Raw genomic sequence first — 25,710 nt, 5'->3', positions numbered from 1 at the left:
ACCGAAGCAGAGCGCAAGCTGGCTGAGGCGGAGGGGCTGTTGCGGGAGGCTCGCGACGAAATCCAGACCCAGGCCGACGCCGCAACGCCAGAATGGCAGCGCCGCATCTACGAATGCTCTCGCGCCGACCACGCGCAGGACATGGATATTCCCAACCGTATCGACGCCTTCCTCAGCAAGGAGGCCGAACGTGGGTGAGCGATACAACCCCTTTCTGTCAGCCGAAGACCGCGCCCTCGACGCCTTTGCGAGCAAGGTCCAAGCGTGGTCGCTGACGCGCCAGAAAACGCACGGCAGTTACGGCACCTTCGGCCAAGCCGCCGAGGCCATGAAGGTGCCGGTCGAGCGCATCGCTGAGGCTGTCGAGTGGCACTATTGGATGTTCAGCCATGACGACGGACCGCTAGCAGACCGGGAGATCGACCATGACGGCGAGTAAGCCATTGACTGACCCTATGGAACTGGTGGGGGAAGGATCTGCGCTGTCGAGGTTCGGCCATCAGGCTGCCCCAATGGACACCAAGGCGCAGCGTGCCGAGGCCAGAAAAGCCATGCGTGAAGCCGCCGCCTGCATCCGCGAGATGGTGGAGTGGCGGCCTATAGAGACGTTCACCGGCAGCGGACAGAACGAGAGCGTGATGGTCGCCGTTCCGAATGGAGAGGGCGGGTTCATCGTTGGCGAGGCCTGGAAGTGCGTCATGTCTGCTGATGACGCCTATCGCGGCCTCTCTGGATGGTGGTGGGCCGGGACAGGCCCCGGCGATTACATCCATGCCCCCATCCGCGACATGAACCACGGCGATCCAGTGTTCTGGCTCCCCCTCCCTCCAGCACCAGGAGCAGAAGATGAATAGGGTTCATTCCGCCTGCGGCTCCATACCCCGCCAGTCAGACCTGAACGTCATCGCTGAACTTCAGGCCTTGGCGCTGGCGATCCGCATCGTTGGCCTCGACAACCTCGACAAGGTGATCGTGCGGCCAACTGCTGAACCTTTGAGCAATCCTCAACAGTTGGAGGACACCACCCATGACCGCTGACCTGTCCGCCCTCATCGCTAGACTGGAAGCCGCTGAGGCGGGGAGCCGGGAGCTGGATGCGGCCATACCTCGGGCGCTTGGCTGGGACGTTCATAACGCGCGCCGAAACGGCCTGTGGGTCGTTCCATTCGGTGAATACGACACTTGCGATCCAGACGACATGTTCGAGCTTGGTGAGTTCACCACATCCCTAGACGCCGCCCTCGCGCTGGCGGAGAGGGTGCTGCCGGGGTGGGCTTGGATGGTTCGACACTGGCCCGAGGATCAAGGCAACGGGATAGCTGGCTGGACCGCATATGTTCGGGCCACGGACTGCGAACTGGTTGGCTCTGGCCCGGTATTCTCAACCCCCGCCCTAGCCCTCGTGATCGCGACCCTCCGCGCCAAGCTCTACGGGTACGCAGCCGAAGGCGAAGTGAACAAAAACCCCAAGGCACAGGAGGGGTGAATGGCCCGATACGCCGCTGAAACTTCCGTCTCCCAAGACCGCAGCCGTGCCGAGATCGAGGCGACCCTGAAACGCTACGGCGCCACCTCGTTCATGTATGCGAGCGAGCCGACGGCGGCCATGATCGGCTTCCGCATCAGCGACCGCATGGTGAAGTTCGTCCTGCCGATGCCTGACCCAAAGTCGCGGGAGTTCACCCACACCCCGGCGCGCGGCACTCTGCGATCACCGGCCGAGGCCGAGAAGGCTTGGGAGCAAGCCGGGCGTCAACGCTGGCGCGCACTCGCCCTGGTCATCAAGGCCAAGCTGGAAGCCGTCGCGGCCGGAATCACGACTATCGAAGACGAGTTCCTGGCGCACACCGTTCTGCCTGATGGGTCGACCGTGGGGCAGTTCATGAAGCCCCAGCTCGCGATTGCGTATGAGCAAGGCTCCATGCCGACCACGCTCCTGCTCGGAGGGCCAGCATGACCCCGCTGATCCTGATCTGCGCTGGGAGGGTGGGATGACGCCTTACGCCTTCACGCCCGAGACGCTGGCCGACCTATGGGAAGTGTCCGCCGCGACCGTTCGCAACCTAGTTCGTGACGGAGAGCTGAAGGCCTTCCGCATCGGGCGCCAAATCCGCATCCGGCCCGAGGCCGTTACAGAATACGAGGACAAACAGTGTCAGATTGGCGGCTCAAGCTCTACCGAGGCAAGTATGCCGCCGTCAGGTCCGTCAACGGCCAAACCGAACGCTTCTCGCTCAGGACCGCCGATCCTGCGGAGGCCAAGCGCCGCCTAGCCGATTTCGCCGCAGTCCCTGTCGGAGAGACGGTCAAGGAGATCGTAGAAGCCTACCTGGACGACAAGGACAAGACCGCGATCCGGGCCAAAGACCTGCGCCTGGCGTGGAAACAGGCCGAACCGACCTTCGGCCCCCTGCGGCCCGACCAGATCACCCGTGATGTGTGCCGGAAATATCGCGACAAACGGTACGCCCTCGGCCGGAAGCCCGCCACAGTCCGCAAGGAACTTGAGGTTGTTCGCGCTGGCCTGAACTTCCACAAGAAGGGCGACCAGGCAGTGTTCGAGCTGCCGCCCCCTCCCCGGCCAAAGGAACGGTTTCTGACCAAGGATGAGGCGCGGCGGCTGATCCATGCCGCTCGGCGCTACCATCACGTCAGGGCGTTCATTGTCCTGTCGCTTGCCACCGGCGCCCGTCAGACGGCTATGCTCGATCTGACGTGGGACCGGGTGGACTTTGAGCGGCGCCTGATCTCCCTTCCCCTGAACGACAACAAGGACGAGCAGCGCAAGCGCCGAGCGGTCGTCCCGATGAACGAGCGCGCCTATCGCTACCTGCGCGTTCTCAAGCTCAGCGCACAGTCGGATCACGTGATCGAGTGGGCCGGTGGCCGAGTCCTGTCGATCAAGAAGGGGTTCGCGGCGGCCGCCAAGCGCGCGGGCCTGCCAGACGTGACGCCTCACATCCTGCGCCACACTGCCGCGTCGTGGATGGCGATGGCCGATGTGCCCATGTTTCAGATCAGCAAATACCTGGGGCACAGCGATACGAGGGTCACAGAAAGACGCTATGCCAAGTTGTCGCCCAGCTATTTGAAGGGGGCGGCAGACGCGCTGGATTGGTAGTTAGTTGCTCCCGGTTCAACTGAACCATCGTGAACCGTTTTAGGTGTCGAGTTCACGCCTTGTTCGCTCTGGATTGGCTGAGGATTGCGCCTGTTTGCGGGCTTTATCGGGTGGCCCGCAGAGTTCACACCGAGGGGGTCACAGGTTCAATCCCTGTCGCGTCCACCATTTTTCCATAATATAATCAACCCATATCACTCAAGAACACTAGTTGCTCTTTGGTTCAATTGAACCGTGCGGGATTGATGTTCCTACTATGTTCCGGTTATGGGCTCGATCATGGCCCTCGAAACCATCCAGCGCATGATCGAGCGATCTGCTAAGATTCGCTGGCGCTGCGACGTGGGTCAGGGACACCACGGCGACGTTGACCTGAAGTGCATCGCCAAGGCCAAGGGCGGGGACTACTCCATCGTCAACCGACGACCGCCCTGTCGCATCCCAGGTTGCCCCGGTGTGGTGATCTTCGAAGACTTCACCGGATCATGGCCCCGCAAGGTGGAGACGATCACCGACCGGGATTCGGAATGGTGGGCCGAAAACGATCGACGAAGGGCCGAGCTAGAGGCGCTGGGCTATCGGATGGAAATGGGCAAGTGGGCCGCCCCTGAAACGAAGAAAGCCCCGCCACCCGGTTAGGGCGACGGGGCGTGTAGCGGAGCCGAGGCTCGACGCTAATGGACGGTAATGGAGCCTAATGGATTAGCCCGGCCTGAGGCGAGCCCACCACGGACGCCCTATTCGTTCGACGGCCTCCGCGTCCCTAGCCTCGCAGGCTCGCACAATGCCGATCACGTCTGACGTGCGCCCGTTGGCCTTGGCGAGCTGGCCCGACTGCTCAACCCCGAACACCTGCCAGTCGCGGACCGAGGCGGCGTCTTGCGGGAAGGCGGCCGATGGAACTGGATCAGCCCACCCGGCCGGGAGCAGTGTTGAGCATCCGGCAGCGGGGGTCGCGATCTGGATAGAGCTTGCACAGGCCCCTAAGCCCGTGGTCGCCAGCAGCAGCATCGTCAGGCGCGTTGCGGATCGCATTTGTAGCCTCCGTGGTTGTGGTGTTGATCTGTTGGTCGCGGGCGTCGGCCTGGTCGCGAATGGCGCTGGCATCCCGCGCAGCGGCCGTGCGGCCCTCGGCTAGGGTCTGGTGCGCCTCGGTCTGCCGGAGCCTGTCAGCGGCCCTCTGGCGGCCATCAACGACGCACATGGTCAGGACGATCAGAGCGAGCGCCAGACAAGCCACGACGAGCCAGCCCTTAAGGGTCAGGAAGCGCGTCATGGGTACGCCTTCCGGTCTAACTCAAAGTGCGGACCGTCCCGCAGCTTGGGCCAGTCGCCGCCCCAGGTGATCGGAACGCCCTCTTCCTTGGCGGCCTGGCGAAACGCCGCGGCGATCTTCGGATAGAGCGGCCAGTCCCAACGGACCTCTGCCCCGATGTAGGCCACCACGTCGACGGCGTGTCCGGTCAGGTGGCGGCTGTTCAGGGTTCGACTGGCGCCCTTGGCGACAAGCTCCTTCTGCCGCTCCTTGGTCCGTAGCCCTTCGGTGATGCCGAAATCGACAGGGGTGATCTGGATCGCGCGCTTCACGACCCGGATGAGATCGGGGTGAACGCCATCGAGCCGCGCCAGAGAGCGCGACGATAGACGAAAAGCCATGCTGGCCTCCGGTTGTTGTGGGTTAGTCGTCGTCCCCGTCGATCTCGAGAGACCCGGCCGGGGTGGTTGCGCGAACCTTTACGGTCGCCAGCGCCACGACGATGACGCCGATAAGGGCCAGGGCGCCGAACAGCGCCCCGCCGAGAATGGTCAACTGCTGTTCTGCCCGTTCCTGCGGCCAGCCGTAGCGGACTAGCCAGACCAGCCAGACCGCGAAGGCCGTTAGGGGGAAGGCTCCCAGGATGATCGACCAGAGGCGCAGGTTCCCGACCGCGAAGGCCGCGCGCCATATGCGGGCGATCATCGCGCCACCACCTCTTCCCGCCGCTCGATGCGCTCAAGAGACTGCCGGATCGCGACGGTTCTTTCGTCCAGTCGGGCCAGGGTGCCATCCGCCAGCGGCGCAGTCCTGGCCTCCAACGCCGCGACGCGAGAGGACAGACCGCCCCCCCAGAACACCAGAGCCGCAGCCTGGACGATAAGGGAGAGGACGACGGCCGCCATCGACCAGTTGAACTTCTTGCTTTCGGTCATGTAGCGCTCATGAAAAAGGCCGCCCCGAGGGACGGCCTGAGAGTTAGGGTTAGCTGTTTTCGCTGTCTGGCGGCGTGATGAGGCACCAGTGACTTACCGGGCGAGGAACTCTCTTGTTTCCGCTCTTCCTGTGAAACCAAACGCCCTCTTTCCTGACGTTCTGGTCGTACCAGCACTCAGCCACTGAATAGGTCGCAGGAAGGGTATACTCTCTTCCCGATCCAGAAGCGTGGCGCTTGTGTGGAGGAAGGCGGACGAGTACCCGAATGCCCTCTGGGGCTGGGTCCGAGCGCCACTTCATAGCACCTCGCTATCCGGACCAAAGGTTCGCATCGATTTGTCCGGAAGTTGGAAGTTGAGCCTTGGCTGATTTTCCCGGCCGTCAAGGTAAAGCGTGGCGAATAGGTATTCCGGCCTCATGCCCGCCTCAACGGCCCGCTGGGCGGCCAGCTCGCCCTTTTTGCCCCAGATTGCAGCAAAACCTTTGACCATCATGGCCTCGGGCGACGGAGCGGCAATAACGGCCGGGGCGCTCGCCATTGCGACAGCAGCCGGAACCGCTCCGAAAAGATGGCGGCGACTCAACATCACGCGGCCCTCCCCTCGCCGGAATACAGCTTGACGTTATCCGGCATGCGGTCGGCCAAATACATCAGGCCCTTGGGGGTTATGAAGGTCCGATACCGCGCTTTGTCATCGTGGATTTCAGACTTGACCTCGAACAGCCGGGCCTGCGTGTACTGCACCCGCGCTACCAGAGAAGACCCCTGATAGAACAGATACTTGGACTTCAGCCAGGCGATGAACTTGTTGGGGTGCGCGTTGAGCGCCCGCCCGGCGTTCTGAAGGCCGTAGAGGCCATCCGCATTGATGAAACTGTCGTAGAAGCTGGTCTTGGGTGCATCGGCCTCGATCTTCGCCTCCAGCGCCAAAACCTTCTCCGTGTAGCCGAGCAGAATGCCGCGCATGGTCGCCGGGTCGTTCAGGACGGCGACCGGATCGAACGTCGCGACTTGCTGTTCCAGCGCCTGCCAACGATCGATGATTTTTGCCCGAAGCTCGACGCTATAGCCCGAGACCACTACCATCGTGTTCCGATAGTCGAGGTGGACCTCGCTATATGTCTGACCGTTCTGCGGGTGGACATAGGGGGTCTCGTTTCCAGAAACGACACCCCTTTTAATCAGGCCGCGCACGGTCTTGAGCACGTTGTCATGGGTGCTGCCCGTCAGGTCCGCGATTTCGCGGCTCGACATCGTGGGGTTGCCACCCTGAGGTGACAGGGTGATATGATTGGTGGTCATTTTAGCAGGTCCTTTCTGCTGAGGTGATTGATGACCCCTGTTGGCGCAGGGGTTGTTGGGTTTGGCGGCGGGGTCTGCCCTAGGAAGCTCTCCCCGCCGCCCTCTCCATCCTTTGACGGATGGACTTCACGATCTCGGCGTTACGAGACGTAAAATGCTCCCTTGCTTCTTCGTCCAAAAAGCGCGCAGCCGCCTTCGGCAGCCGGATAGTCATCCTGATTTCGTCTAGCTTTTGCATAGCACCTCTTTTCACCAATATGGTGACGTTACCGCGCACCGTTTTAGTGCGCAAGTGGTGAAGTTGCCATTTTCACGATTTTGGTGTTCCTACCCTCATGGCCAAGCAAGAAACTCACGTCCGGTACACGATCCGCGTCCCTGTCGATTTGTACGGAAAGCTTCAGAAGGCTGCCGGGGCCAAATCTGTAAATGCTGAAATCGTTGAGCGCCTTGAGCGCTCTCTTGAGCTTGACGATTCCATCCTCAGCCTCACGGAGCGGATTGAGGCGATAGAAACGCTTGCATCGAAGTTCGATGATCGGTTTGAGGATTATACTTCCCTGATGTCCCGAACGCTTGATGTCGTGAAGTCGCAAATCGATGAGAGAGTGGGGTCAATCGAGCGACAGACGCTGGAGTTGATGAAGCAGCGCCGGAAATAGCGCCCCGCCAAACCCCGTGATATGAGGGTGGTATGGGTTGGGCCAAGTTCTTTGCTGCGCTGTCTGTCCTCGGCTTTGTTTCGGCTGTCTGGCTAGGGCCAGCCGCTGTGTTCCTCGGCGGCTGTTCAGGCCTCGTTTGCATCATCATCGCGAATGCGGCCCGCACTGACCGCATTACCGAGCGGGAAGCAGAGCTTGATCGTCGCGAGAGTGATTTAAGAGCTGCTGCAGAACGCTTTGCTCAATTGCAGCAGCGCGAGGCGCAGCGCGCCCAAATAGTCCCCCCGATGCTCGACGGACGGCGCCAGGAGCGTGAGACCGATACGCCATGTTCATGAGCCGCGTTCCCCACGGACTATAGGCAGCAGCGCCCGCTCCAACCAACCCACCTGCCCATGGCAGGGCGGCGGGCGCTATCGCGGTTCCACCGCTCAGAACACCTAAGCCGACTATCCCGCGAAGGGCCGAACCGCTGTTTGGAACCTTGTTCGGCAACACCTGCATGGCCGAATCGGACAGGTCTTGAAGAAGTCCCTTGCCGACCCCGTAATCCCGGCCCGCAGCCTCCCTTACCTTTCGGTTCAGCGTGGCTGGGCTGGAGTCGCCGCCCCGCCCTGCTGAAGCCACATCGGAGCTTGCTTCGCGCACAATCCGGTAGGTGGCCGAGGCGCGATCCGCCGCCCGCGTGTCGCGGTAGGCAAAGGGGTCTGTCCGTTCAAAAAGATCGCCCAACTCGCCCCGCACTTGGCTTAGCCGGTCGCGTAGCAACGACTGCTCCGGCATCGACTGGGAGCCTTTATCCGCCGCCCGGATCGCCGCCCCGAGTTGACTGTCAGCGCGCTTCCAGGTCTGACCATCAACAGGCCCGTTTTTGAGCGGGTCGAGGATGTTGTCGGTGATGGCTGCCAGATTTCGACGGATCGTCGGGGTTAAGCCTTGCGGCTGGAGGGCTGCCTGCAAGCCAGCATCGAACGCCTGATCCGTTGCAATGGTCACATTACCGAGAGCATTGTTGTAGGCATTGCTCACAGCCTCACTAGCTGCGCGTACGCCCTGGCGGCCGGATGTGTTTGAAATCCTCGTCCCAATAGGCTCAAGCGCGATATTGGTGGCGACGTTATCAAACGATTCCAGACCACGACGACGAGCGGCGTTGATGCTGTCCCCTAGGATCGGGATGGTGCCCGCGACAGCATCCTCCACCGTTTGAACCCACCCACCGGCCATTTGGCCGGGCGTTAGCTCAACGCCCATCCGGGAGAGCTGGCGCTGCGGCGATGGATTGACGGCGGCGTTCACGCCTGATCGAGACAAGGCGTTGCCGGCGCCTTGGAGAGCGCCCCCCGTCAGCAAGCCGGTGCCCGACCCCCAAGCCGCCCCTTGGGCACGTTGAGACAGGTTCCCGTCCGTATTGCCTGCGCCATAGAGAGCGCCATAGCCCCCGCCAAGCGCCGCCGCTCTTCCAACCTTGCCGACGCCTTGGGCGCTGTTGACCCATCCGGCTCCAGGCAGGGCTAGGGCAGGTAGGACCGCGCCCGAGACGCCGCCAGCAATACGGGCGCCGCGTTCGGTCTGGTTCAGAAGCTGTCGATCCAGCATCTGCTGTTCGCGCGCCGCATCATAGCCGCGACCGCTGAGCGCCCCAGCAATGCCCGCGATAGCCTCGTCACCGAACGGAACCTGCTCGGTAAATGCTGTGGCACCGGCCGCCACGCGATCCTGCATATTCGGACGGCGTACAAACAGGCCATTGCTTTGCTGCTCATCAGAGCCGCGCGGGTTTTCGAAGAATGCGTCGCCGGGGAGCTGGTACTCTTCCCCGTTCGCCGTGCGAACCCACGCGCCCTGCTTCAGCGCCCCTACCTGATCGGCGTAGAGGTCTCCTGACAGGTCGATGGCGGCCTCGCGAGACGACCCGTCCCCGTAGGGCTGGGCCATTCTCGCCGTCAGGTCGGAGTTAACCGGGATACCGTCGTCGGGGATGTACTCGCCGGACATGACGTCATAGTCTCCCAGAGCGCTGTCGTTCTGCTGGGGCTGTGCCTGGGGCTGCGTTTGGCGTGGCGCGTGAGGTTGCGCTTGCGCTTCGACTGGCCTCGCGAACGAAGCGTAGGGATCGTCGTCGTCCGGAGCCGGACGGGCGAACGCTGCGTAGGGGTCTTGCACCATCTATTGCCTCACTAGGACTCGGCCATCGGGAGTGCGGAAGCGGGTTCCGGGCGGCAGGCGTTGGGCTTCCTCCGGACCCGAGATAGCCACGATCCCACCTTGCGGTTGTCGCGCGGAGACGCCCCCGCTGTATCCCGCGCCCGCTCGAAACCGAGCCGCCTCTTCAGCATCACGGCGCATCTGTGCCTTTTGGTTGCGAACCTGGATGCTGTCGCCGGGTTGAGGAAAATAGGTTCTCATCTGAGCGCGGACTTCACTCTCTGGCGCCTGAGCGCCGGAAGTCATGCGAAGCATGGCGTCGGTCCACTCAAGCGCCGCGGCTTCGTATGAACGGAAATCGCTGCGCATCTGACCGCCCGTCAAAGCGCTCCTTCCATAGTCAAAGTTCTGGTCTTCCAGGCCCTTGATGATTGCGCCCGAGCGCTCAAGGCGTCCGGCGTTGAAGCCGTCCTTGGCCTGCCCTTCAGTGACCTTTTCCGATCCGGGCGCCTTATGGTTTTCCGCGATGGGGTTTCCGTTCTCGTCAAACAGCATGGCGCCGTCGCCAGCCGAGAACACTCGGCTCGCCCCCATACCAACAACAGCACCCGTTTCGGGGTTGAGCAGGCGGCCGCCCGGCGCGACGTTGACCGGATCGGGTGTGCGGCTCGCCACTGTGATCGATTGACCGGTTCCGGGATCGTTGCGCTGGACATGATTGCCGAACTGCATGAACGACGGAGCATCAACCGTGCGGCTTTCGCCATATACCGACTGCCGACCACCTGCACCGATGACCTGAGGCTTATATTGCGCTCCTAGGCTGTCGAGGAACGACTGATTTCCGGCGCGGTAGAGCATGGCGGCCTTGGGATCGTCGCTGAACAGTGATGCTGCATTTTGCTCACGCTCACGGGACTGCACATACGGGTCGAAGGTGGCGGCGACTTCCGGGTTCAAAAGGCGCACTTCATCTTGTCGCGCCTGCATCTCCTGAAGGCTCGGCGCGGGACCGGTTCCGCTTCCATTCGGCCCGTCAGACGGGGAGAGCAAAGCGCGCTGCCGATCCTCCAGAGCGGTGCGCTCCCGAAGCGCCTGCTGGGCTTGCTCATCTGCGCGGCGAGCGGCGGCCATCTGGCCCACCGCGAACATTCCCCTAGGATCGCCTCCATTACCCACGCTGGACAGAGCGGCGCCCAGCATCATCATCTTGTCGTTGGGCTGGCCGGTGAACCGGAGCGGATTGAACCCGCCAAAAAGTCCGCGACGTTGAGCCATTTACTTGCCCCCTCCGAAAGGCGACCAGCCCAGCGAACCGAGCCCCATGCCCAGCCCGCCCAGACCTCCGAGAATGCCCATGAAGCCGGGGTTCTGCGTCGATGTGCTGTTGCCGGTTGAGGTTGCGTTGCCCGTCTGCGTCTGGCCCACAAACGCCCCCATTGGAACGCCGCCGAGCAGGGCTTGAATAGCCGCCAGTCGCGCCGCCTCGCCCGTCTGGTTCTCGATATCCCGCTGCGTCCCGCCCAGTGCAGCCTGAAGGGCGATGTTGTCGCGCTCATAGGCGCCCTGGCCGGTGCCGATCTGCGACAGCAATCCAGCCGCCGAAAGCTGGCGAGCGAGATCCGTATCCATCTGACCGGCGTTGAACTGCGACATGGCGTTCTGCTGACCGGCGTTGAACTGCGAGTTGTTGAGGCCGAGCTGGGCCTCCAGGCTGTTGCGGTTCGCGTCGATCTGGGCCTGCGCCAGCGCGCCCTGATTGGTCTGCCCGGCGTTAAACTGCGACGTAGACGCCTCGCGGTTGAGGTCGTTCTGCGCCAGACCGGCCGCCGAGTTGAAAGCGTCGTAGCGCAGTTTCGACAGGCCGCTGTTGGCGGCGCGCGACAACTCGCCCTCGGTCAGGGCCGATTGAATGGCGTTGTTGCTGTTGCGCGCCCCGCCGTTCATGGCCGCCTGCGCCGCCTGGGCCGCCCGGACCCGGCCGCCCGTGGCGTCGTAGTCCGCCTGCGACGATCCAAGCAGGTCGTTCAGGCCGTTGTTCATGTAGCCGCTCAGGTCAACGTCCGTGAAGTTGCGGCTGGTGGCCTGCGCCATCGGTCCCACAGTCGTTCCCGCCACGCCGCCGAACTGCGACTGCGCAGCCGGTCCCGTGGTGTTCGCCCCGGCCCCGGCCACGTTCCCCGCAATCCCGGCCGCCTGCCCGAACAGCGGCGAGGTCGTCAGATTTGACGCCCCTTGGAAGGCCTGCTGCTGAAGCGCGGACGGACCCGACACGACCGGCTGGCCCGAGTTCATCAGGTCCGACACCTGCCCCGTGTATTGCTGCCACGGCTGTTGCAGCCATGACGGGGTGTTCGGCGTGGTCGTCGCCGTCTGATTGGTCGTCTGGTTCGACGTGGTTTTCTGCTTGGACTTGCTCAAAGCCTCTTCTCCAGTTCCACGCCGTTGCGGGCGTAGCCAACGCGCTTCAGAACCCGGTCCCATCCGGGTCGTCCGCCAATCGTGATCCGCTTCAGGCCCCAATGGCGGGCCGTTTCCTCGACGCCGGGCCGAAGTTCCATGATGCTGCGAAGCCTGCCGCCAGCGAGCCAGACATGCAGGCAGTCGCCCCATATCTCCGTCACCATGGCGCACTCGCCGCCGAGCCAGAGTTGCGCTGTCTGCTCTGTCAGGCGCCGTTCAACATCAGCCCATGTGTCGCCATCAGTCAGGGCTGGTTCCAGCCAACCCCTAGCGTTGCGAGGTAGCGACAACATCAACCTGCGGCTTCCCCCAGCGCCATGAGGCCGGAGAAGACGAAGACGCCGCCCTGATCCTCAGGATGCGGCCCGAGCCCATGAAATCGACCTTCTGCTGCCCCGGCGCGCAGACGTAGGTTCCGATCTCCACCCACGGCGACTGCGGCTCCATCTTGGCCGAGACGGTCAGGGTGATCGGGCCGACCTGATCGCGGAAGTCGGGATAGAAGCCCCGGATCAGCACCACGCGCTCAGCCGGGTCCAGATACTGCCCGCCCGTCTCGATGAAGCCCTCCAGCACCGCCCCATCGGCCGAGTTGCCGCGTTCGTGCCAGTAGACGACGCCCTCAACCGACGTGCCGACCGGCGAAGGGTTGGCCCCGGCCAGCGCCGTGCGCTTCATCCGCGACCGCGACCAAGCTCCATCAAGGATCGACAGCCGCAGTTCCCGCGAGCATTCGAACCCGTCTCGACGGTCGGGATAGGTCCAGACGATTTCCCCGCGCTCAGCGATGTAGGCCGCGCAAATCTTGTCGTTCTGGCCCGAGGCCATGTTGTCCGCGAAGGCGTCACGGATCGGGCACGGAATGATCGCAGGGGCGCCGCCCAGGGTGCAGGACCAGACCTGAAGGTCGGGGCTGATCCAAAAGGCTGTCTGGCCTGCGACAACCGCCGCGTTCGGTCCCGCCAGACCGCCCAGCCCGACCGGCTCGAACTCCCAGGCCGCCGAATAGGCCCCTAGGTGCAGTTCGCCTTCGGTCCAGACGAACAGATACCGGCCGACCGGCTGCGCCCCCACGATCCGGCTGTTGCCCTTCAGGTAGTACTGGAACGCCGTCGAGTCCGTGGCGACGGCCCATTTCGTCGGGTCTTTGATGTCCGATCCTCGGATCACCGATGGGTTGAACTGGTTGCCCGTATCCGTGCAGCCGAAGGCGATCACCTGATCTGTGAAGGCCACCAGCATGACGTTGCACTGCGCCGGGGCATTGGTCAGAAGCGCCGCCTTGATCGAGGCGTCGTTGTCCCATTTGAAGATGCCCTGACCGCGCGGATTGGCGTAAAGCTCACCGAACGACCGCGCCCCAAAGCTCCAGGTCATCGGGAAATAGTCTGCCGTCGACGGCTCGCCGTAGTTGCCGACCCCATAGGATCCGGTGCCGTAACCAGCCCCGCCTGTCCCGTCTACCTGGCCCGGCGTGAATCCCGTTGTCGGGGTGATATCCGCCAGTTGGCCCGACTGCCACACGCTCAGGCCGTTGTGACGACCAAAGGCGAAGCTCTGGCGGTTGTCGCCGTCCGCCCAGGGGAAGACCGTACGGCAGACCCCGCCCAGCAGGTCTTGCGTCATCCGCTCCCAGCCCTTGATCAGTTCGGGCTTGCCTCGCCAGAAACGGACGTTGGACGCATCCTTGATGCCAGGGGTCGCGAAGTCGGTTTCGTCCGCGACGACGCCGGGCTGGAACTCAAGACTGACCCGCGCCATCAGAAGTACCCCTCGATCACGCCGCTAGCGTCGATGTAGATGCCGCCCGCACCGAGGTCGGTTACGCGGCAGGTGATCGTCACGGTGAAGTTTGAGGTCGCTCGCTCAAAGAACGTTGACTTGGATGACGCAGAAATGACCGTCGTTGAGCCGGTTGCAGACCAGCTGTAAGTGAACGGGCCGACGCCATCATGATTGACCGTAGCGCTCGCAGCGGTGGGTGATTCTGGCGGCCAAAGCTGCTCGGCTGGCGAAACTTCAGCGTAGCTGATGGCGCTAGCCGTGCGCGTCAGGGTGATCGCGACGGATCCGGTGTCTTTCGCCTCGCCCGTTACATTGTCCGTCACACGGCAGAAGAAACCGGCCGTGTAGGTCTGATTGGGAGGCATGACCCCAGATCGGAACGCTGTCGAAGCAGACGCCCCATCCAACGGGTTCAGCCCTCCGGTCCCCGTTCCGTCATAGATCCACTGATAGCTGAAGTTTCCAGACCCGCCCGAGACGGAGACAGTTGCGCTGCCCGATGTAGTGACCTGCTCAGACGCGCCAGACCCTGACAGCGATGACGGAGAAACACTGACTGTCATGGTCGCATAGCTTCGGTTCAGCGTGACGACCGTGCTTCCTGTCACGGTGGAGTTGCCAGTGACGGTATCGGTGACGCGGCAGATGAAACCGGCCGTTCGGCTTACTCCAGAAGGCTGAGCATCCCCCGACTGGAATTTGGTGGAAGGATTGCTGGCGGTGGACGGGACGATAAAGCCCGTCGACGTGCCCTGGTCCCATTCCCATGAATAGGCATAGGATCCAGAGCCGCCGGATGCTGTGCAAGTGGCTGATCCAGAGGTGATGACTGGCGTGTTCTGGCTGGTCCCCGACAGGCTTGACGGCGAAACTGAAGCCGACAACACCGCGTATCGAGCCAGCGTCGAAACAACGCTGTTGGACACAGCTTGCGCGCCGGTCACGCTGTCAGTCACCCTGAATCTATACCCTTGAGATCGAGACGTTCCGGCTGCTTGAACATCGCCAGATCGGAACGTGGTTGTTGCGCTGTTCGGGCTGGTCGCCACGATGCTTCCAGTCGTAGCCCCTCCGTCCCACTCCCAGGCTCCCGTCCATGTGCCTGATCCGCCCGTCACCGTGGCCGTCGCTGATCCTGAGGTGACGACTGGTGAAACGTTGCCGGAACCCGTCAGCGTCGCTGGGGCCACCGACACGCTGAGTGAGGCGTAGCCCCTCGTCAGGCTTACCGTGACATTGCCGGTCGCGACCGTGTTCAGGTTCACCGTGTCGGTGACGATGCAGCGCCACACTGCCGTCTGGTTCGCGCCGCTGGCGATTGAGGAACTGCTGAAACCTGTGCTGGACGACGTGGCGCTGGACGGCGACGGCCCGCCTGACCCGCTGACACGCTCCCACGAATAGCTGTAGGAACCAGACCCACCAGAAGCATAGACCGTCGCCACGCCCGATGTAGCGACGGTCGTTCCGTTCCCGTATCCATCAAGCTCTGCAGGCGACAGATAGGCCGACAGAGCGGCTTGGTTGCGCGTCAGGCTGACGCTGACCGTGTTGCTGGTGTAGACGAACGAGCCCGTAAGGGTGTCCGTCACCTTGCCGCGCCAGACTGCGCTACGGGTCTCCAACTCGCCCATACCGGTCGAGCGGAAGTTCGTCGTCGCCGCATCAACCGATAGGGCGGTCATGGCGGTCGATCCGCTCACCCGCTCCCAGGTGAAGGTGTAGTTGCCCGATCCCCCGGAGGCGGCGATGGTCACGCTGCCCGAGGTCGTCACTGTGCCGCCCGTGGACGAGCCGAACAGGGTCGTTGGGCTGAGTGTGGCGGTCAGGGCCGGGAAACCCCCAGCCAGGACGCCGCGTCGGATCAGGCGGCTCACGCTGCCGTGTCTCCGCTCAGGATGTAGACCGCTGTGGCGCCCGAGGGGTTCTCATCCACCCGCAAAGAGCCCTCCGCGAACTGGCCCGAGGACTTGGCGTGTCCATAGCGGTTGCGTCGAATGGCTCCGGCAGCAGGCGTGAACGTGACCTGTCCGGTTCCGAGCTGCGACCAGAGCGCATTCCAGCCTGCGGGCAACCCATTCGCCAGGGTCACGACAACCGGGCTGTCCGATGTGAAGCGCAGCACCTTGCCGGCGTCGGCCGCCGTCAGGGCATGGGTCGCGCCCGGCACATCCACAAACACGTCGCTGATCGGGGCGAACGGCCCGCCCCACGACAACGACGAGCCATCCGTCACCAGCGCCTTGCCCGCGTTGCCGCCCTGACCGGGGAGGTTCCCCGCCGCCATCTGGAACGCGGTGTCATCGACGTATTTCTTGGTGGCGGCGTCGGTGTTCGCGACCGGCGCCCCGACGTTCAACAGGCGAGCGCCCCCGAGGTCCGTCGAGCGCATGACCCAGATCGAAGAGCCGTCCGTGATGATCCACGACACCGACCCGGCCGGTAGCGTGACCTGGCTCGATCCGTTGGTGATGCTCACCGGGGCCGAGGCGGCGCGCACGGCGTAGAGCTTTTCAACCGAGGGAATGATGATCGTGGCGGCTGCCGAGGCGGTCACGTTGATGACCCGGCCGCGAGCCTGATCCGCTGCGCCGTTGGCCGTGCTCAACGTGGTTGGGCCTGCGGCCTCGATCTTCACCACGCCGTCCAGGGCGAAGTCGATGGGGTTGAAGGCGCCGTCATTCAGGCGTGAACCCCAGGTGTTCAGGTTCTCGCCGGTCGCTTGAAGGTCGAGGCGGTTCCGTTCGGTAAAGCTGCTAGGCAATGGTCGCCCCCGTGTAGTCGATCCAGACGCCATCCAGCGCCGTGACGATGCCCTTTTTGCCGAGGCCGTTGAGGTCTCGGACGATGATCTGCCGCCCCTGCCACTGGCTCGCGCTGGGCAGTTCCGACGTGTCGTTGATGATGGTGAGGCGCACCGACGCCAGCGTTTCAAAGGCCCGCTGGACCGCGTTAGCGAAGGCAAGGAACGGCCCCGCAAGGCCGGACTTGGGAAGGCTCATGACCACACCGTCGCTGATGGTTTGACCGGCGTCCAAACGCCCCCGGAACCGGGTACCTCGATCCAGATTTCGCCCTCAGGCGGGACCGGATCCCAGGCGTAGGGATGGGTGACGCGGGCGCTCACTGAGAGGCCGGGCAATGGGGATGCGCCCGCAAGAAGCACCGTTCGTTGCAGCGTTCCTGCGCTCGCCAGGCTCGGCAGTGAGGCGCGGGCGATGATGCCGCTGATGAACCGCCCGACAGGCGCCCCAAGCGGTCGCGCCCCGAGGGGCGAAAGGCCGAGCATGGTTAGACAGGCCAGCCGGTGGACGTGTCCACGCTGGACGGATCCTCTGCCGCCACGATCAGAACCGACAGCTCAGCCTCGCGGTTGAAGCAGGCTTGAATGTGGTCCGCGATCGCGAAGCCGAAGGCCTCGATCTGGGCTTCGTTCCACATACGGAAGTCGGCATTGGTCAGTTTCCAGACCTGTTCCGCTTCAGCCGGGACGCCGCGCCGCTGGCGCAGGGCCAGTGTTGCATTCACCACGGCGATAGCAGGATCGGCCTGCGTCTCCACACCGTCAAAGGTGAAGGTCTGCGTCTTTCGCCATCGGCGGTCCGCTAGCGACTTGAGGCATTGTGCGACCGTAGGCTTGGGCTTTTCGGGCGCGGGAGGTTCGACCCACGACAGGCCCAGCGCCTCAAAATCTGATCCGGGCCAATCAAGGGGATATTGCACCCCATCGACCAGCAACCAGCCGGAAGACGGGTCGCGCGGGACGGGCTGGCCGTTAAGGGTCCAGGTCATGCGCTCACCATGTGTATTCTGTTTCAGCTGAAGCGATGGACGGGTTGGACTTCCACGCCTTTTCGCCATCCCATCGGATCAGCTCGGTACATTTGATTGCGGGCTCCGCAGAATCCGGGAGCAGCGAGAGGGAGGTGTATCCGTTACGGCTCAGGGCGTTGAAGGAGGACTGATCCCCAAAACTGACCAGGCGGAAGAAGATCTGATATCCTGCCGCGGCCTGCGCATCCCAAATGGCTTTCGAGGGCAGGCCGTGCTGCGTCAAGCGAGACGGCGGGATGTTGGGATAAGCATGGTCGCTCCATACCGAACCATACATGTTCGCAAATCCCGGCAAGGCCTCTGCCGTCGTGCGATAGGCCCCGGCCGCCAAAGCGACATTGTTGGTCCACGCCCTAGTCCCGCTGGTCGCTAGCGTCGTGATATGGGCGTTCCAATCAGCGGTCGTCTTCCCCCCGTTACCTGCTGCCAACACCCCCGGATTGGGCGCAAAGAACATCAGGCGACCCACTTCGACGGCATGTAGAGCCTGATCTTGTTGTCAGCCTCGCAGAGATAGGGAACGTCCGTGACGCCGTTCGCCGTTGTCTGAAGCGTGAAGTTGGCCGGGACGATGTAGCCTGAGGCGAAGGCCACAGTTCGGCCGCCCGTGCCATCCTGCTTGAACCGGATGATCCCAGCTTGCCCCGGATAGCCAACAATCCATCCCCCAACAGTCAGATTTGCGTCCAACATGATTGAGGCATTGGCGAAGGTGCTGAAATCCAGCCCCCCCGCCGCCGAGGACCGCGCAATCGACACGAAACCAACCGCCGAGGCCGCCGTGGCTGGCGAGATGTAGCCACTACCCGTCCCCGCCCTGAACTGCGCCACGCTAGCAGTCTGGATCTGCTCAACCGGCACCTTCCCGCTCACAAGGTCAGCCTTGTTTCGGAAGTCTTTCGCCAAAGCCGTCACGAACACCTTGGCCGATCCCGACAGCACCAGAAGGGCGCCAGTCGAAGAGGCCTCAAGCCCGCGCGTCAATGTCCCGCTCGTGGCGTTGTAGACGCCTTGTCCCGTCTCACGCTCAACGCCGTCTTCAATTGCGTATGAGACCGTAGCCCCGTCCGCCAGCCCAGACGCCCCGAACGACCGGAATCCCGGCAGGGCCGCACCCAAGGCGATCGTCCCGTTTCCGACCGTCGCCGTCGAGACCGCCACCAGATCAGCCAGCGCCATGATCAGGCTCCGAAGCCGGGGAACTTGAAGTCGAAGGCCGTCACGGCGAGGGTCTGGCCCATGACGATGGTGGTCGTGTCGATCTCGGCGTCTGCTCCCTGACCTGCCACGCCTAGCGTTCCAGTCGAGAACCCGTCGCCGCCCGCCGTGGTGAATCGGTAGGAGGCCGCCACGCCGTCCGTGATCGCCACGCCCGCCCATGTGCCGACCTTGGCGGCAACGCCTTCGGAAGCCGTGCTCAGCCACGAGACCGGCAGCGCCATGTCGACCAGCAGGACGCCCGCAGGCTCAAGCACCGGATCAACCGGCGCGCTCGTCCACACCTGGAAGCGACAACTCAGTCCCATGGATGCGGGAATAGCGTTCAGCATGGCGTCGGCCAGGGCGGCCGAAATCTGCACGGTCACAGGCGCACTCCGTGGCGGCGTGTCGTCTGAAGAAACGAGAAGTCGGCCCGCAGCGGGCGCCCGATCTTGTCCCTGTAGCGGTCAGCAAGCTCCGCCATCGCTCGGTCCATCTGAGCCTTGTAGATGGCGGTCGCCTCAGCATCGCGGGTCTTCAGGCTCACGGCCCACATGACGCCGAAGCGGTAGATGTTGGGGAAGCCCTTCGCCAGCCAGTTGGTCGCCGCCTCCGTCAGAGGTGGGATCAAGGCGTAATAGGTGGCCTCAAACACATAGGCCTGATCTGGGATCGGGTAGAAGCGGAACTGCCCGGCGTCCACCGTGTAGAAACGCGGCTGGCCCTTCGTCCCATCGTCCCTGTCGTCCATGGCCTCGATGGTGATGAAGTCCACCTCATCGTCCCCGATAAGCATGACGCGCTCGGCTGCGAAATCGATCGGCATCTCCGAGAACGCCTTGTCGATCGTCGCCGTGGCGCGCTTGACCATCTGACGCACCCGCAGCGCCTTCATCTCGTCCTCGGCCATTGAAATGAACAACGGCAGGTCGGAATCCAGATCAATGCGGTTTGAGAGGGAGCGCATGGCCGCCAGCAGTTCGTCGTAGGTCATGAGCCCTCCCTGAGAAGAAAGGGGAGAGCCGAAGCTCTCCCCGACGATTTAGGTGTTGCGGAAGAGACCGAGTGCGGTCAGGGCGGCGATGACGGCCGCCACGTCCGCGCCGGTCGCGACAACAGGCTGGGCCACGGGCGCCACGCCGTAGAAACCCACCTTGTCATTGCGGCTCTGGCCGACCTGAGTGCCGTCCGAATTGCCGTTGGAAACTTGCTTCACAGCCATGTTCTTTGTCCTTCAGAAGAAGAGAGGGGCGAGGATCATTCCCCGCCCCCTTCGGCTCAGGCCGTGCCCGAGCCACGAACGCCCAGGCGGCGGTCCGTGTTGACGACGCCATAGATCACGTCCCAACGGTGCAGGTGCGTGTCGTTGGTGCCGTCCGAGGTCTGCCAGTAGCGGATCGTCAGGCCCGTCTCCGGGTCACGCGAGAACGCAGTGATGCCCGACGCCGGTTTGATCAGGCGGGCCGAGACCAGCTTGATTGCCGACTTGTGGAACGAGGTGTTCTGACGGAAGGCCGTCGTCGCCGCACCCATCCAGGTGATGACCGCCGAGTTGGCGGGAACCACAGAGACGGTCTGATATGCGCCATCCACGATGATGGGGTTGGCGATGGTCAGGGTGGCGGCGCCGGAGCCGTTCGCCGTCACGTCTTCCAGCACCGTGAACTGCGCCAGGAAGGGCAGCGGCGCCTTGGAGCGCGGGTTGACCGCATAGACGTTGGCGATGGTGAAGACCTCGCCCCGCTTGACGGTGGCATTGGCGCCCAGGCCGGAGACCGCCAGCGTCTGCTTGTAGTCATTGCGGACAGTGACGAACTGGACGTTCTGGTTCGCCCCTGCGACGGCAGCGGTGGCGCCGCGCGTACCCGTCACCAGTGTCGGCACATTCTGGGTCATGAACGTGTCGATGTTGCCGATGTTGGGGATGCGGCCGCTTTCCAGAGCGGTGCGCGCCAGGTTCTGCGCTTGGGCCGCGTTGTTGGTCAGGCCACCTGCAAAGGCCCACTTGTCGGCAGGCGACAGAAGGCTGATGCGGTCGTTCTGCGGCACCGCCAGTTCGTCCAGACGCTCAGGCATCTTGAAGAAGTCAGGGCCGCTGTCGATCAGTTGGCCGGGGGTGCCGACCCAGCCGGGGAACTCCAGCACGACCTCGTTCACGTCCTGGTCGATGGTTTGGGCCAGTTGCGCCATGGCGCTGTTGGCGGACTCGTCCTTCATGAACTCGTCAACCGACAGCGTGGCCTCCAGAGAGGTGAACTCCAGGTCGACGCCGCGCTGCTTGTTGATGCTGACCGGCACTTCGCCGGCCAGGGCATCCTGCACCTGAGCTACACGGCCCTGACGCACGATGAACTCGGGCGGGCGCTTGACGTAGACGGTGCCGCCGTTTGCCGACCCGCCCCGTTCAGAGACGATAGCCTTGTCGATGGTCTCGGAACTGACCATGCGGGCAGTCACGAGGTTGTTCTTCAGCAGCTTGAGGGCTGCATTGGCGTAGATTTTCGCCTGATTGTAGGCATTAGGCATTGGCTGCGATCCTTATCGCTTTGCTCGCGCCTTCGCGTCCACGAGCTTTTCGAACGCCGCGAAATCATCGGTGTCCGGTCGGCTCTGGATGCGGCCGCCCGCGCCCCTCAGGGTCTGTACGGGCTGCGTCTTCTGGGCTTGAGCGAGTTGTTGGGTTTTCTTGCGGGCTTGCAGGGCGTCGTGGCCGATCTGCGCGAGGTGGAGGATGCGGATCGACCTCGGGTCGGCTTCAGCTTCCCGGATTTCCTCCGGACTGAACCCAAACGGGGCCGCAAATGTCTCCAGTTTGCTCAGCGTCTCGGGGCCATAGCCCTTGATGTGCTTCGCCAGCTCAACGCGGCCGTCCTCGATGAGCTTGGCGGCTTCCCGCTGCTCATCGGCCTGGCGCTGCTGAACCTTCTGACCAAGCGTCTGGGCGAACGCATTGCGCTCCCCGTTCAGAGCCTGGTACTCGGCATAGTGCGCCTGTGCCTCTGCGCCTCCGGTTCGGAGGTACGTCGGCCAGTCCTGCACTTGTTCATAGGGCTTCAGACGGGCGTTCAGGGCGCCGAGAGCGGCGATGTCCTGAGCAAACTCGGCCTGTAGCCGTTCGGTCTTCTCGACCTGGGCTTGGCGGGTCTCGGCGGCCTTCCTGATCTCGGCCACCTCCTGCGTCTTGCGGGTGTAGTCGGCCTGCATCAGCAGTTCGGCGGCCAGAGCCTTGGGCACCTTGTAGGTCTTGTCGCCACGAATGACGTCTTCGAACTCTTCGGCCGGGTCATCCCCTTCGCCATCCGCGTCAATGGGGTCGCCATTGTCATCGAACAGCTGGTCGTCGTCGTTCGAGTTCTCGATATCCTGATTGTCCTGGGCAGGATTCAGGGTCTCGTCGCCGCCATCGAAGGCGTCAACGACTTCCAGGCCGTCGCCCGGATTGGTCGCGTCTAGCATGGTTGTCCTTGGGTTTGGGCGTAGGCCCGGTTAGCCGAGTGAACCCGGCATCCTTGGCAGCCGCGTTGGCTGCTGGATCTGGTGCGCCGCCTTGAGCCTGTTGGTCTGGGCGTTGAAGGCGTCGATCGACAGCTTCTGTTCCTGCTGGCGGGCGTCGATCATCATCTGTTCGCGGTCTAGCGAGACCTGCGCGATCTTGGCGGGGTCAACCTGAGGCTCTTGCGCCTGCGCAGGCTGTTGGCCCTGCTGTTGGCCCTGCATCGCATTTGTCAGTCGCTCAGCGATCTCATCCGCGCCCGGCCAGTCCAGGTTGCGCGCAATGATGTCGCCCGCGACCTCCATCAGACCGGGGAAGGCCTGCGCCGCCTCCATCATCTGCGTTGCGGCTTCTTCCCGTCGCGTGTTGAACGACGGGCCGACCGTGACCGTCAGGTCGTATCGCCCCAGCCCCAGGTCGTAGATCATGGCGATCTCGGCATTCTGCTGGGCGGCGGCCTGCATCCGCGCCGCCTGGACCTCTTCGGGCGATCCAAGTTGCACCGTATCCGGCACGCCATCCTCACCGAGGATGCGGATCACTCGTCCGGCCGAATATACCTTCGGGATCAGGTCGATCAGGATGCGGCCCGCATGGCGAATGGCCCGCGACAGGTTGTCGATGAAGTGGAACGTCGAGGTGTCCGATTCACGCTGCCGCGCCATGATGGCCCGACCGGACGTTTCATTGCTCCGCGCCCCGATCCCGGCGTCATAGATGCCGATAATCGACTTCATGTCGTCCGAGGCGTTCAGGGCCTCTTGCAGCGCGCCGCCTGCTGCCGGGGCTCCGAGCTGCTGACGCTGCGGCGGAACGTGCCCATCATACTCGATGAACGAGTGCGAAACGCTGTTGGCCGTGTCCCACTTCGCCTGATCGGTATCGAACGCCCCCTTCGGGCCGATGAACGGAACCTTGGGCGCCAGTGCAACCAGCTCAGTCGAGGACGTGCGCCAGGCGTTGTACATGACCTGTGCGTCCTTGGCGTCGCGGATCAATGAGCGCCAGTGCCGCTTGCCCTTGTGGACTACCTCTTCGCCGTAGACGGGCACGATGGGGATGAACTGGCCGGGCCACTCGGTCGAGCGCAGAACCTCAACGCCCGTCACGATGTGTTGCGTGACCTTGTAGCCGAGGACCGTGCGAGGCTGGCCCTCGATCTCGATGCCCTGTTCCAGGAAGGATTGAGCGTTGGCCTCATACTCCTTTAGGCCGATGACCTTACCGGACGAAAGCAGGACGATCTGCCGCTCGACCGACTCCCGCACCCAGTATTCCGCGACCTGTATCCTGTCGCCTTCGCTCCAGTTGTCCGGGTATTCCTGGGCTTCGAAATCTACCGGCTCGGCGTCGGGGAACTCGGCCTTGAACTGCCTGCGGGTATAGAGCCGCGTGACAAAGGCCACGTTCCAGTCCGACCCGTCCGCGCTCTCGCTGTCGGGATCGCCCAGGACCGTCAAAGGGTCGATGATGCGCTCGAAAACAATGTCCTGATCAAACGTCTCGTCGTGGGCATAGGCGAGGTTGATGCGGAAGAAGCCGAACCCGCCAGACGCCGCATTATCCAGCGCCGTGTCCCATGCCACGTCTGCGTCCGAGCTGGCCTCGATATTGCGGATCAGGCCGGTGTAGATCTCGGCAGTATCCGGGTCAGCCTCGCTGTCCTGCGGCAGCACCTTGATCGACGGCTTGTTCTGGCGGGCGTCGTTGACGACCTGCCGAATGAACGGCGGGAGCTTGTTGATGGTCAGGCAAGGGCGCCCTTCCTTGGTGCGCTTGGCCTTAAGACCCTCGTCCCACTGCTCGCCCAGGCGCGCGAAGGCGATATCGTCGGAAAACGCTTCCCGGTTATCCCGGTCGTGGTCCATGGCGCGCTCAAAGTCACGCAATGCGCCGGCCAGGATGGGGTCTTCAACGTCATCGCGTTCGTCGTCGATATCGTCAGCCAAGGAAGCCTCCATGTCCGGTGAAGGCGCGCGGCCGTTGTGCTTGTTGGGCTTGACGCGGCTCTTCGTAGGCTACGCAAACCAGCCCGAAGGCGTCAGAGCCGTGTGAGGACCAGTCGTGGTTCGGCCCGAGACCAATGCCCCGCGCCTCGTCCTTACGTTCATGATAGGCGCCCAAGGCTTCCAGCCCGGCGGCGCACGTCTCTTCGTTGAACCAGATCGAGGGGAACATGCGGCGCACCGCCTCGACGCGGAACATCGCCGCGCCCTTCCCCTGGTTGGGAATGACCGTCACCGAGTAGCCCGCATCCCTGAGCGCGCTCTCGTATGAGACGTCGTAAACCTTGTCGTTCGTCGCGCCGTCGTGCGGCAGGAAGATTTGCGCCCTGTCTGGCGTATAGCCTCGCGACCGCATCCACTGGACATGCGCCGCCAGAGGCTGACCAACCGCCTCGTAGTAGTCCAACACCCGGATTTCCCGGCCGATGAACTGGACGGCCCACATGGCGAAAGCGTCGGCCCTAGCCCCGGTCCCGCCGATGTCCGCAAACAGGCGGATCGTCATCAAAGGATCAGCGGCGACGCGCCCGATCCGGCCCTGTTGCCGCGCCTCCGACAGAACCTTGGCGAAGTAAGCCCCGTCCGTCACCTTGGCGTAGTCGCCTTCCCAGATGTGATCATAGCTGTCGGGCCGGTCGCGAAGATCATCTTGGCGCTCCTGCTCCAGCTCCGCGGGGAACCACGGATTGTCCGACCAGTTCGCCCTGATCACCCGAGCGCCGGTCGGTGGCGTCGCACCTCTCAGCAGTGCGTCGACCGCATCCTTCTTGTGGCGCGGGTTCCAACTCGCCCAGATCTCCGAACCCGGCGCCCGGATGGTTGGCCGCAACAGCGTCAGGCTGCGAGACGAAAGCCCTTGCGCCTCTTCGATCCACGCCCGCTTGAAGCCTTCCAGCGACTTGATGCTCTCTGCCGTGTGGTCCTGCATGCCCTGAAAGGCGATCAGCCCATCACCAGGCGTCTCGATCACGTCGCGGAAGACCTTGAAACCGTCCGCCTCGCCAAGCCCGAAGTCCGACAGCTTGCTTTCAATCAGGCGCTTGGACGATTGCGCGAGGCTCTTCTGCACCTCGCGGATGCAGACCGATAGTAGGCCTTTTTCTGCTAGATGATCTTCAACCAGCAAGCCGCCGAAGAAGTGGGACTTGCCCGACCCCCGCCCGCCCCAGACGCCCTTGTATCGGGCTGGCTCCAGAAGCGGGAGGAAGACCTCGGCGGTCGGGATATCAAGGACGGACAACCGTGCGCCTGATCTCGTTGACCGTGGCCTGAACGGTTGCGTCAACCTCTACGGCTTGCGGCGGCTTTCCATGCGCCCGGTCGAGCAAGGCGTTCGCAGCAGACACCCGCGCCGCAGCCGGATGCTCTGTGGAGCCCATGATCTCGGCCAGCGTCTTGAGCGCCTTGTCCGTGTAGGCTTGCGCCGCCTCTTTGACCGCAGCCGTCGCTTTGTTGGGGGAGCCCTTGGGCCTTCCCCGTCCTCGCTTATCCGCCAATATTATAT

Annotated in this window: 33 protein-coding genes and 1 pseudogene; 10 read left to right on the top strand and 24 right to left on the bottom strand. The window is 63.4% G+C overall.

Annotated features, from left to right (window positions below; genetic code table 11):
* From Q0581_RS13430 to Q0581_RS13395, 9 genes and pseudogenes are all read left to right on the top strand, one after another.
* Positions 1 to 198, top strand: a 198-nt coding sequence (locus tag Q0581_RS13430; protein WP_298700971.1) for a hypothetical protein, incomplete at its 5' end; no start/stop codon positions are given.
* Positions 191 to 439: a hypothetical protein gene (locus Q0581_RS13425; RefSeq protein WP_298700970.1), complete on the top strand. Its 249-nt coding sequence runs from the start codon at positions 191 to 193 to the stop codon at positions 437 to 439. The genes Q0581_RS13430 and Q0581_RS13425, both read left to right, overlap by 8 nt.
* Positions 426 to 854 (top strand): hypothetical protein, encoded by a 429-nt coding sequence (locus Q0581_RS13420; protein ID WP_298700969.1) that lies wholly within the window; start codon positions 426 to 428, stop codon positions 852 to 854. The genes Q0581_RS13425 and Q0581_RS13420 overlap by 14 nt, the downstream gene beginning before the upstream one ends.
* Complete coding sequence (locus Q0581_RS13415; protein WP_298700968.1) at positions 847 to 1,038, top strand: hypothetical protein; 192 nt, start codon at positions 847 to 849, stop codon at positions 1,036 to 1,038. Before Q0581_RS13420 ends, Q0581_RS13415 begins: the two co-directional genes overlap by 8 nt.
* On the top strand, positions 1,028 to 1,486 hold the full coding sequence (locus tag Q0581_RS13410) for a hypothetical protein (RefSeq protein WP_298700967.1): 459 nt from the start codon (positions 1,028 to 1,030) through the stop codon (positions 1,484 to 1,486). The genes Q0581_RS13415 and Q0581_RS13410 overlap by 11 nt, the downstream gene beginning before the upstream one ends.
* The gene (locus Q0581_RS13405; RefSeq protein ID WP_298700966.1) at positions 1,487 to 1,957 is read left to right on the top strand and encodes a hypothetical protein; all 471 of its coding nucleotides are present in this window, start codon (positions 1,487 to 1,489) and stop codon (positions 1,955 to 1,957) included.
* Positions 1,908 to 2,138, top strand: a pseudogene (locus Q0581_RS14755) (helix-turn-helix domain-containing protein); the annotation flags it as partial. The gene Q0581_RS13405 and the pseudogene Q0581_RS14755, both read left to right, overlap by 50 nt.
* 14 nt (positions 2,139 to 2,152) lie before the next feature.
* The gene (locus Q0581_RS13400; RefSeq protein ID WP_298700965.1) at positions 2,153 to 3,121 is read left to right on the top strand and encodes a site-specific integrase; all 969 of its coding nucleotides are present in this window, start codon (positions 2,153 to 2,155) and stop codon (positions 3,119 to 3,121) included.
* A gap of 279 nt (positions 3,122 to 3,400) precedes the next feature.
* A complete protein-coding gene (locus tag Q0581_RS13395) occupies positions 3,401 to 3,760 on the top strand; it encodes a hypothetical protein (protein WP_298700964.1) in 360 nt (119 codons plus the stop codon).
* Between the two features lie 268 nt (positions 3,761 to 4,028).
* Here Q0581_RS13395 and Q0581_RS13390 read toward each other — a convergent pair whose 3' ends face one another.
* From Q0581_RS13390 to Q0581_RS13365, 6 genes are all read right to left on the bottom strand, one after another.
* Positions 4,029 to 4,397: a hypothetical protein gene (locus tag Q0581_RS13390; protein WP_298700963.1), complete on the bottom strand. Its 369-nt coding sequence runs from the start codon at positions 4,395 to 4,397 to the stop codon at positions 4,029 to 4,031.
* Complete coding sequence (locus tag Q0581_RS13385) at positions 4,394 to 4,777, bottom strand: M15 family metallopeptidase (protein ID WP_298700962.1); 384 nt, start codon at positions 4,775 to 4,777, stop codon at positions 4,394 to 4,396. The genes Q0581_RS13390 and Q0581_RS13385 overlap by 4 nt, the downstream gene beginning before the upstream one ends.
* 22 nt (positions 4,778 to 4,799) lie before the next feature.
* The gene (locus Q0581_RS13380) at positions 4,800 to 5,081 is read right to left on the bottom strand and encodes a hypothetical protein (protein ID WP_298700961.1); all 282 of its coding nucleotides are present in this window, start codon (positions 5,079 to 5,081) and stop codon (positions 4,800 to 4,802) included.
* Positions 5,078 to 5,311: a hypothetical protein gene (locus tag Q0581_RS13375; RefSeq protein WP_298700960.1), complete on the bottom strand. Its 234-nt coding sequence runs from the start codon at positions 5,309 to 5,311 to the stop codon at positions 5,078 to 5,080. The genes Q0581_RS13380 and Q0581_RS13375 overlap by 4 nt, the downstream gene beginning before the upstream one ends.
* Positions 5,312 to 5,608: 297 nt before the next feature.
* Positions 5,609 to 5,899 carry a hypothetical protein gene (locus Q0581_RS13370; RefSeq protein WP_298700959.1) on the bottom strand — a complete coding sequence of 97 codons (291 nt, stop codon included), beginning with the start codon at positions 5,897 to 5,899 and terminating at the stop codon, positions 5,609 to 5,611.
* On the bottom strand, positions 5,899 to 6,615 hold the full coding sequence (locus tag Q0581_RS13365) for a phage regulatory protein/antirepressor Ant (protein WP_298700958.1): 717 nt from the start codon (positions 6,613 to 6,615) through the stop codon (positions 5,899 to 5,901). Before Q0581_RS13365 ends, Q0581_RS13370 begins: the two co-directional genes overlap by 1 nt.
* 335 nt (positions 6,616 to 6,950) lie before the next feature.
* Here Q0581_RS13365 and Q0581_RS13360 point away from each other — a divergent pair, with 335 nt between their 5' ends.
* On the top strand, positions 6,951 to 7,277 hold the full coding sequence (locus tag Q0581_RS13360) for a hypothetical protein (protein WP_298700957.1): 327 nt from the start codon (positions 6,951 to 6,953) through the stop codon (positions 7,275 to 7,277).
* 174 nt (positions 7,278 to 7,451) lie between these two features.
* Here the strand turns inward: Q0581_RS13360 and Q0581_RS13355 are convergent, their stop codons facing one another.
* The 18 genes from Q0581_RS13355 to Q0581_RS13270 form a co-directional block, all read right to left on the bottom strand.
* Positions 7,452 to 9,275 (bottom strand): hypothetical protein, encoded by a 1,824-nt coding sequence (locus Q0581_RS13355; RefSeq protein ID WP_298700956.1) that lies wholly within the window; start codon positions 9,273 to 9,275, stop codon positions 7,452 to 7,454.
* 171 nt (positions 9,276 to 9,446) lie between these two features.
* Positions 9,447 to 10,703, bottom strand: a complete 1,257-nt coding sequence (locus tag Q0581_RS13350; RefSeq protein WP_298700955.1) for a hypothetical protein — start codon at positions 10,701 to 10,703, stop codon at positions 9,447 to 9,449.
* Entirely contained in the window at positions 10,704 to 11,909 is a 1,206-nt protein-coding gene (locus Q0581_RS13345; RefSeq protein ID WP_298700954.1) for a hypothetical protein, read from the bottom strand.
* Positions 11,910 to 12,155: 246 nt separating this feature from the next.
* Positions 12,156 to 13,649: a hypothetical protein gene (locus tag Q0581_RS13340; RefSeq protein WP_298700953.1), complete on the bottom strand. Its 1,494-nt coding sequence runs from the start codon at positions 13,647 to 13,649 to the stop codon at positions 12,156 to 12,158.
* Complete coding sequence (locus Q0581_RS13335) at positions 13,649 to 15,550, bottom strand: hypothetical protein (RefSeq protein WP_298700952.1); 1,902 nt, start codon at positions 15,548 to 15,550, stop codon at positions 13,649 to 13,651. The genes Q0581_RS13340 and Q0581_RS13335 overlap by 1 nt, the downstream gene beginning before the upstream one ends.
* Positions 15,547 to 16,437, bottom strand: a complete 891-nt coding sequence (locus Q0581_RS13330) for a hypothetical protein (RefSeq protein WP_298700951.1) — start codon at positions 16,435 to 16,437, stop codon at positions 15,547 to 15,549. The genes Q0581_RS13335 and Q0581_RS13330 overlap by 4 nt, the downstream gene beginning before the upstream one ends.
* The gene (locus Q0581_RS13325) at positions 16,430 to 16,675 is read right to left on the bottom strand and encodes a hypothetical protein (protein ID WP_298700950.1); all 246 of its coding nucleotides are present in this window, start codon (positions 16,673 to 16,675) and stop codon (positions 16,430 to 16,432) included. The genes Q0581_RS13330 and Q0581_RS13325 overlap by 8 nt, the downstream gene beginning before the upstream one ends.
* Before the next feature lie 289 nt (positions 16,676 to 16,964).
* Positions 16,965 to 17,465 carry a DUF4376 domain-containing protein gene (locus Q0581_RS13320; protein ID WP_298700949.1) on the bottom strand — a complete coding sequence of 167 codons (501 nt, stop codon included), beginning with the start codon at positions 17,463 to 17,465 and terminating at the stop codon, positions 16,965 to 16,967.
* Between the two features lie 4 nt (positions 17,466 to 17,469).
* Positions 17,470 to 17,964, bottom strand: a complete 495-nt coding sequence (locus Q0581_RS13315) for a hypothetical protein (RefSeq protein ID WP_298700948.1) — start codon at positions 17,962 to 17,964, stop codon at positions 17,470 to 17,472.
* Positions 17,964 to 18,686 (bottom strand): hypothetical protein, encoded by a 723-nt coding sequence (locus tag Q0581_RS13310; RefSeq protein ID WP_298700947.1) that lies wholly within the window; start codon positions 18,684 to 18,686, stop codon positions 17,964 to 17,966. Before Q0581_RS13310 ends, Q0581_RS13315 begins: the two co-directional genes overlap by 1 nt.
* A 2-nt stretch (positions 18,687 to 18,688) precedes the next feature.
* Positions 18,689 to 19,093: a hypothetical protein gene (locus Q0581_RS13305; protein ID WP_298700946.1), complete on the bottom strand. Its 405-nt coding sequence runs from the start codon at positions 19,091 to 19,093 to the stop codon at positions 18,689 to 18,691.
* Complete coding sequence (locus Q0581_RS13300; protein ID WP_298700945.1) at positions 19,090 to 19,701, bottom strand: hypothetical protein; 612 nt, start codon at positions 19,699 to 19,701, stop codon at positions 19,090 to 19,092. The genes Q0581_RS13305 and Q0581_RS13300 overlap by 4 nt, the downstream gene beginning before the upstream one ends.
* Positions 19,702 to 19,749: 48 nt before the next feature.
* Complete coding sequence (locus Q0581_RS13295) at positions 19,750 to 19,929, bottom strand: hypothetical protein (protein ID WP_298700944.1); 180 nt, start codon at positions 19,927 to 19,929, stop codon at positions 19,750 to 19,752.
* A 56-nt stretch (positions 19,930 to 19,985) separates the two neighbouring features.
* Positions 19,986 to 21,233, bottom strand: coding sequence for a P22 phage major capsid protein family protein (locus Q0581_RS13290; RefSeq protein ID WP_298700943.1), 1,248 nt, complete (start codon positions 21,231 to 21,233; stop codon positions 19,986 to 19,988).
* A 12-nt stretch (positions 21,234 to 21,245) separates the two neighbouring features.
* Positions 21,246 to 22,163 (bottom strand): hypothetical protein, encoded by a 918-nt coding sequence (locus tag Q0581_RS13285; protein WP_298700942.1) that lies wholly within the window; start codon positions 22,161 to 22,163, stop codon positions 21,246 to 21,248.
* A 30-nt stretch (positions 22,164 to 22,193) separates the two neighbouring features.
* Positions 22,194 to 24,149, bottom strand: coding sequence for a portal protein (locus Q0581_RS13280; protein WP_298700941.1), 1,956 nt, complete (start codon positions 24,147 to 24,149; stop codon positions 22,194 to 22,196).
* Positions 24,142 to 25,446 (bottom strand): phage terminase large subunit, encoded by a 1,305-nt coding sequence (locus tag Q0581_RS13275; RefSeq protein ID WP_298700940.1) that lies wholly within the window; start codon positions 25,444 to 25,446, stop codon positions 24,142 to 24,144. The genes Q0581_RS13280 and Q0581_RS13275 overlap by 8 nt, the downstream gene beginning before the upstream one ends.
* Positions 25,433 to 25,702, bottom strand: a complete 270-nt coding sequence (locus Q0581_RS13270) for a hypothetical protein (protein WP_298700939.1) — start codon at positions 25,700 to 25,702, stop codon at positions 25,433 to 25,435. Before Q0581_RS13270 ends, Q0581_RS13275 begins: the two co-directional genes overlap by 14 nt.
* Positions 25,703 to 25,710: the final 8 nt, after the last annotated feature.

Source organism: uncultured Brevundimonas sp., assembly GCF_937863155.1.
GTDB lineage: Bacteria > Pseudomonadota > Alphaproteobacteria > Caulobacterales > Caulobacteraceae > Brevundimonas.
Note: the sequence above shows the minus strand (reverse complement) of the source record. Positions and strands in the feature narration are given on the sequence as shown.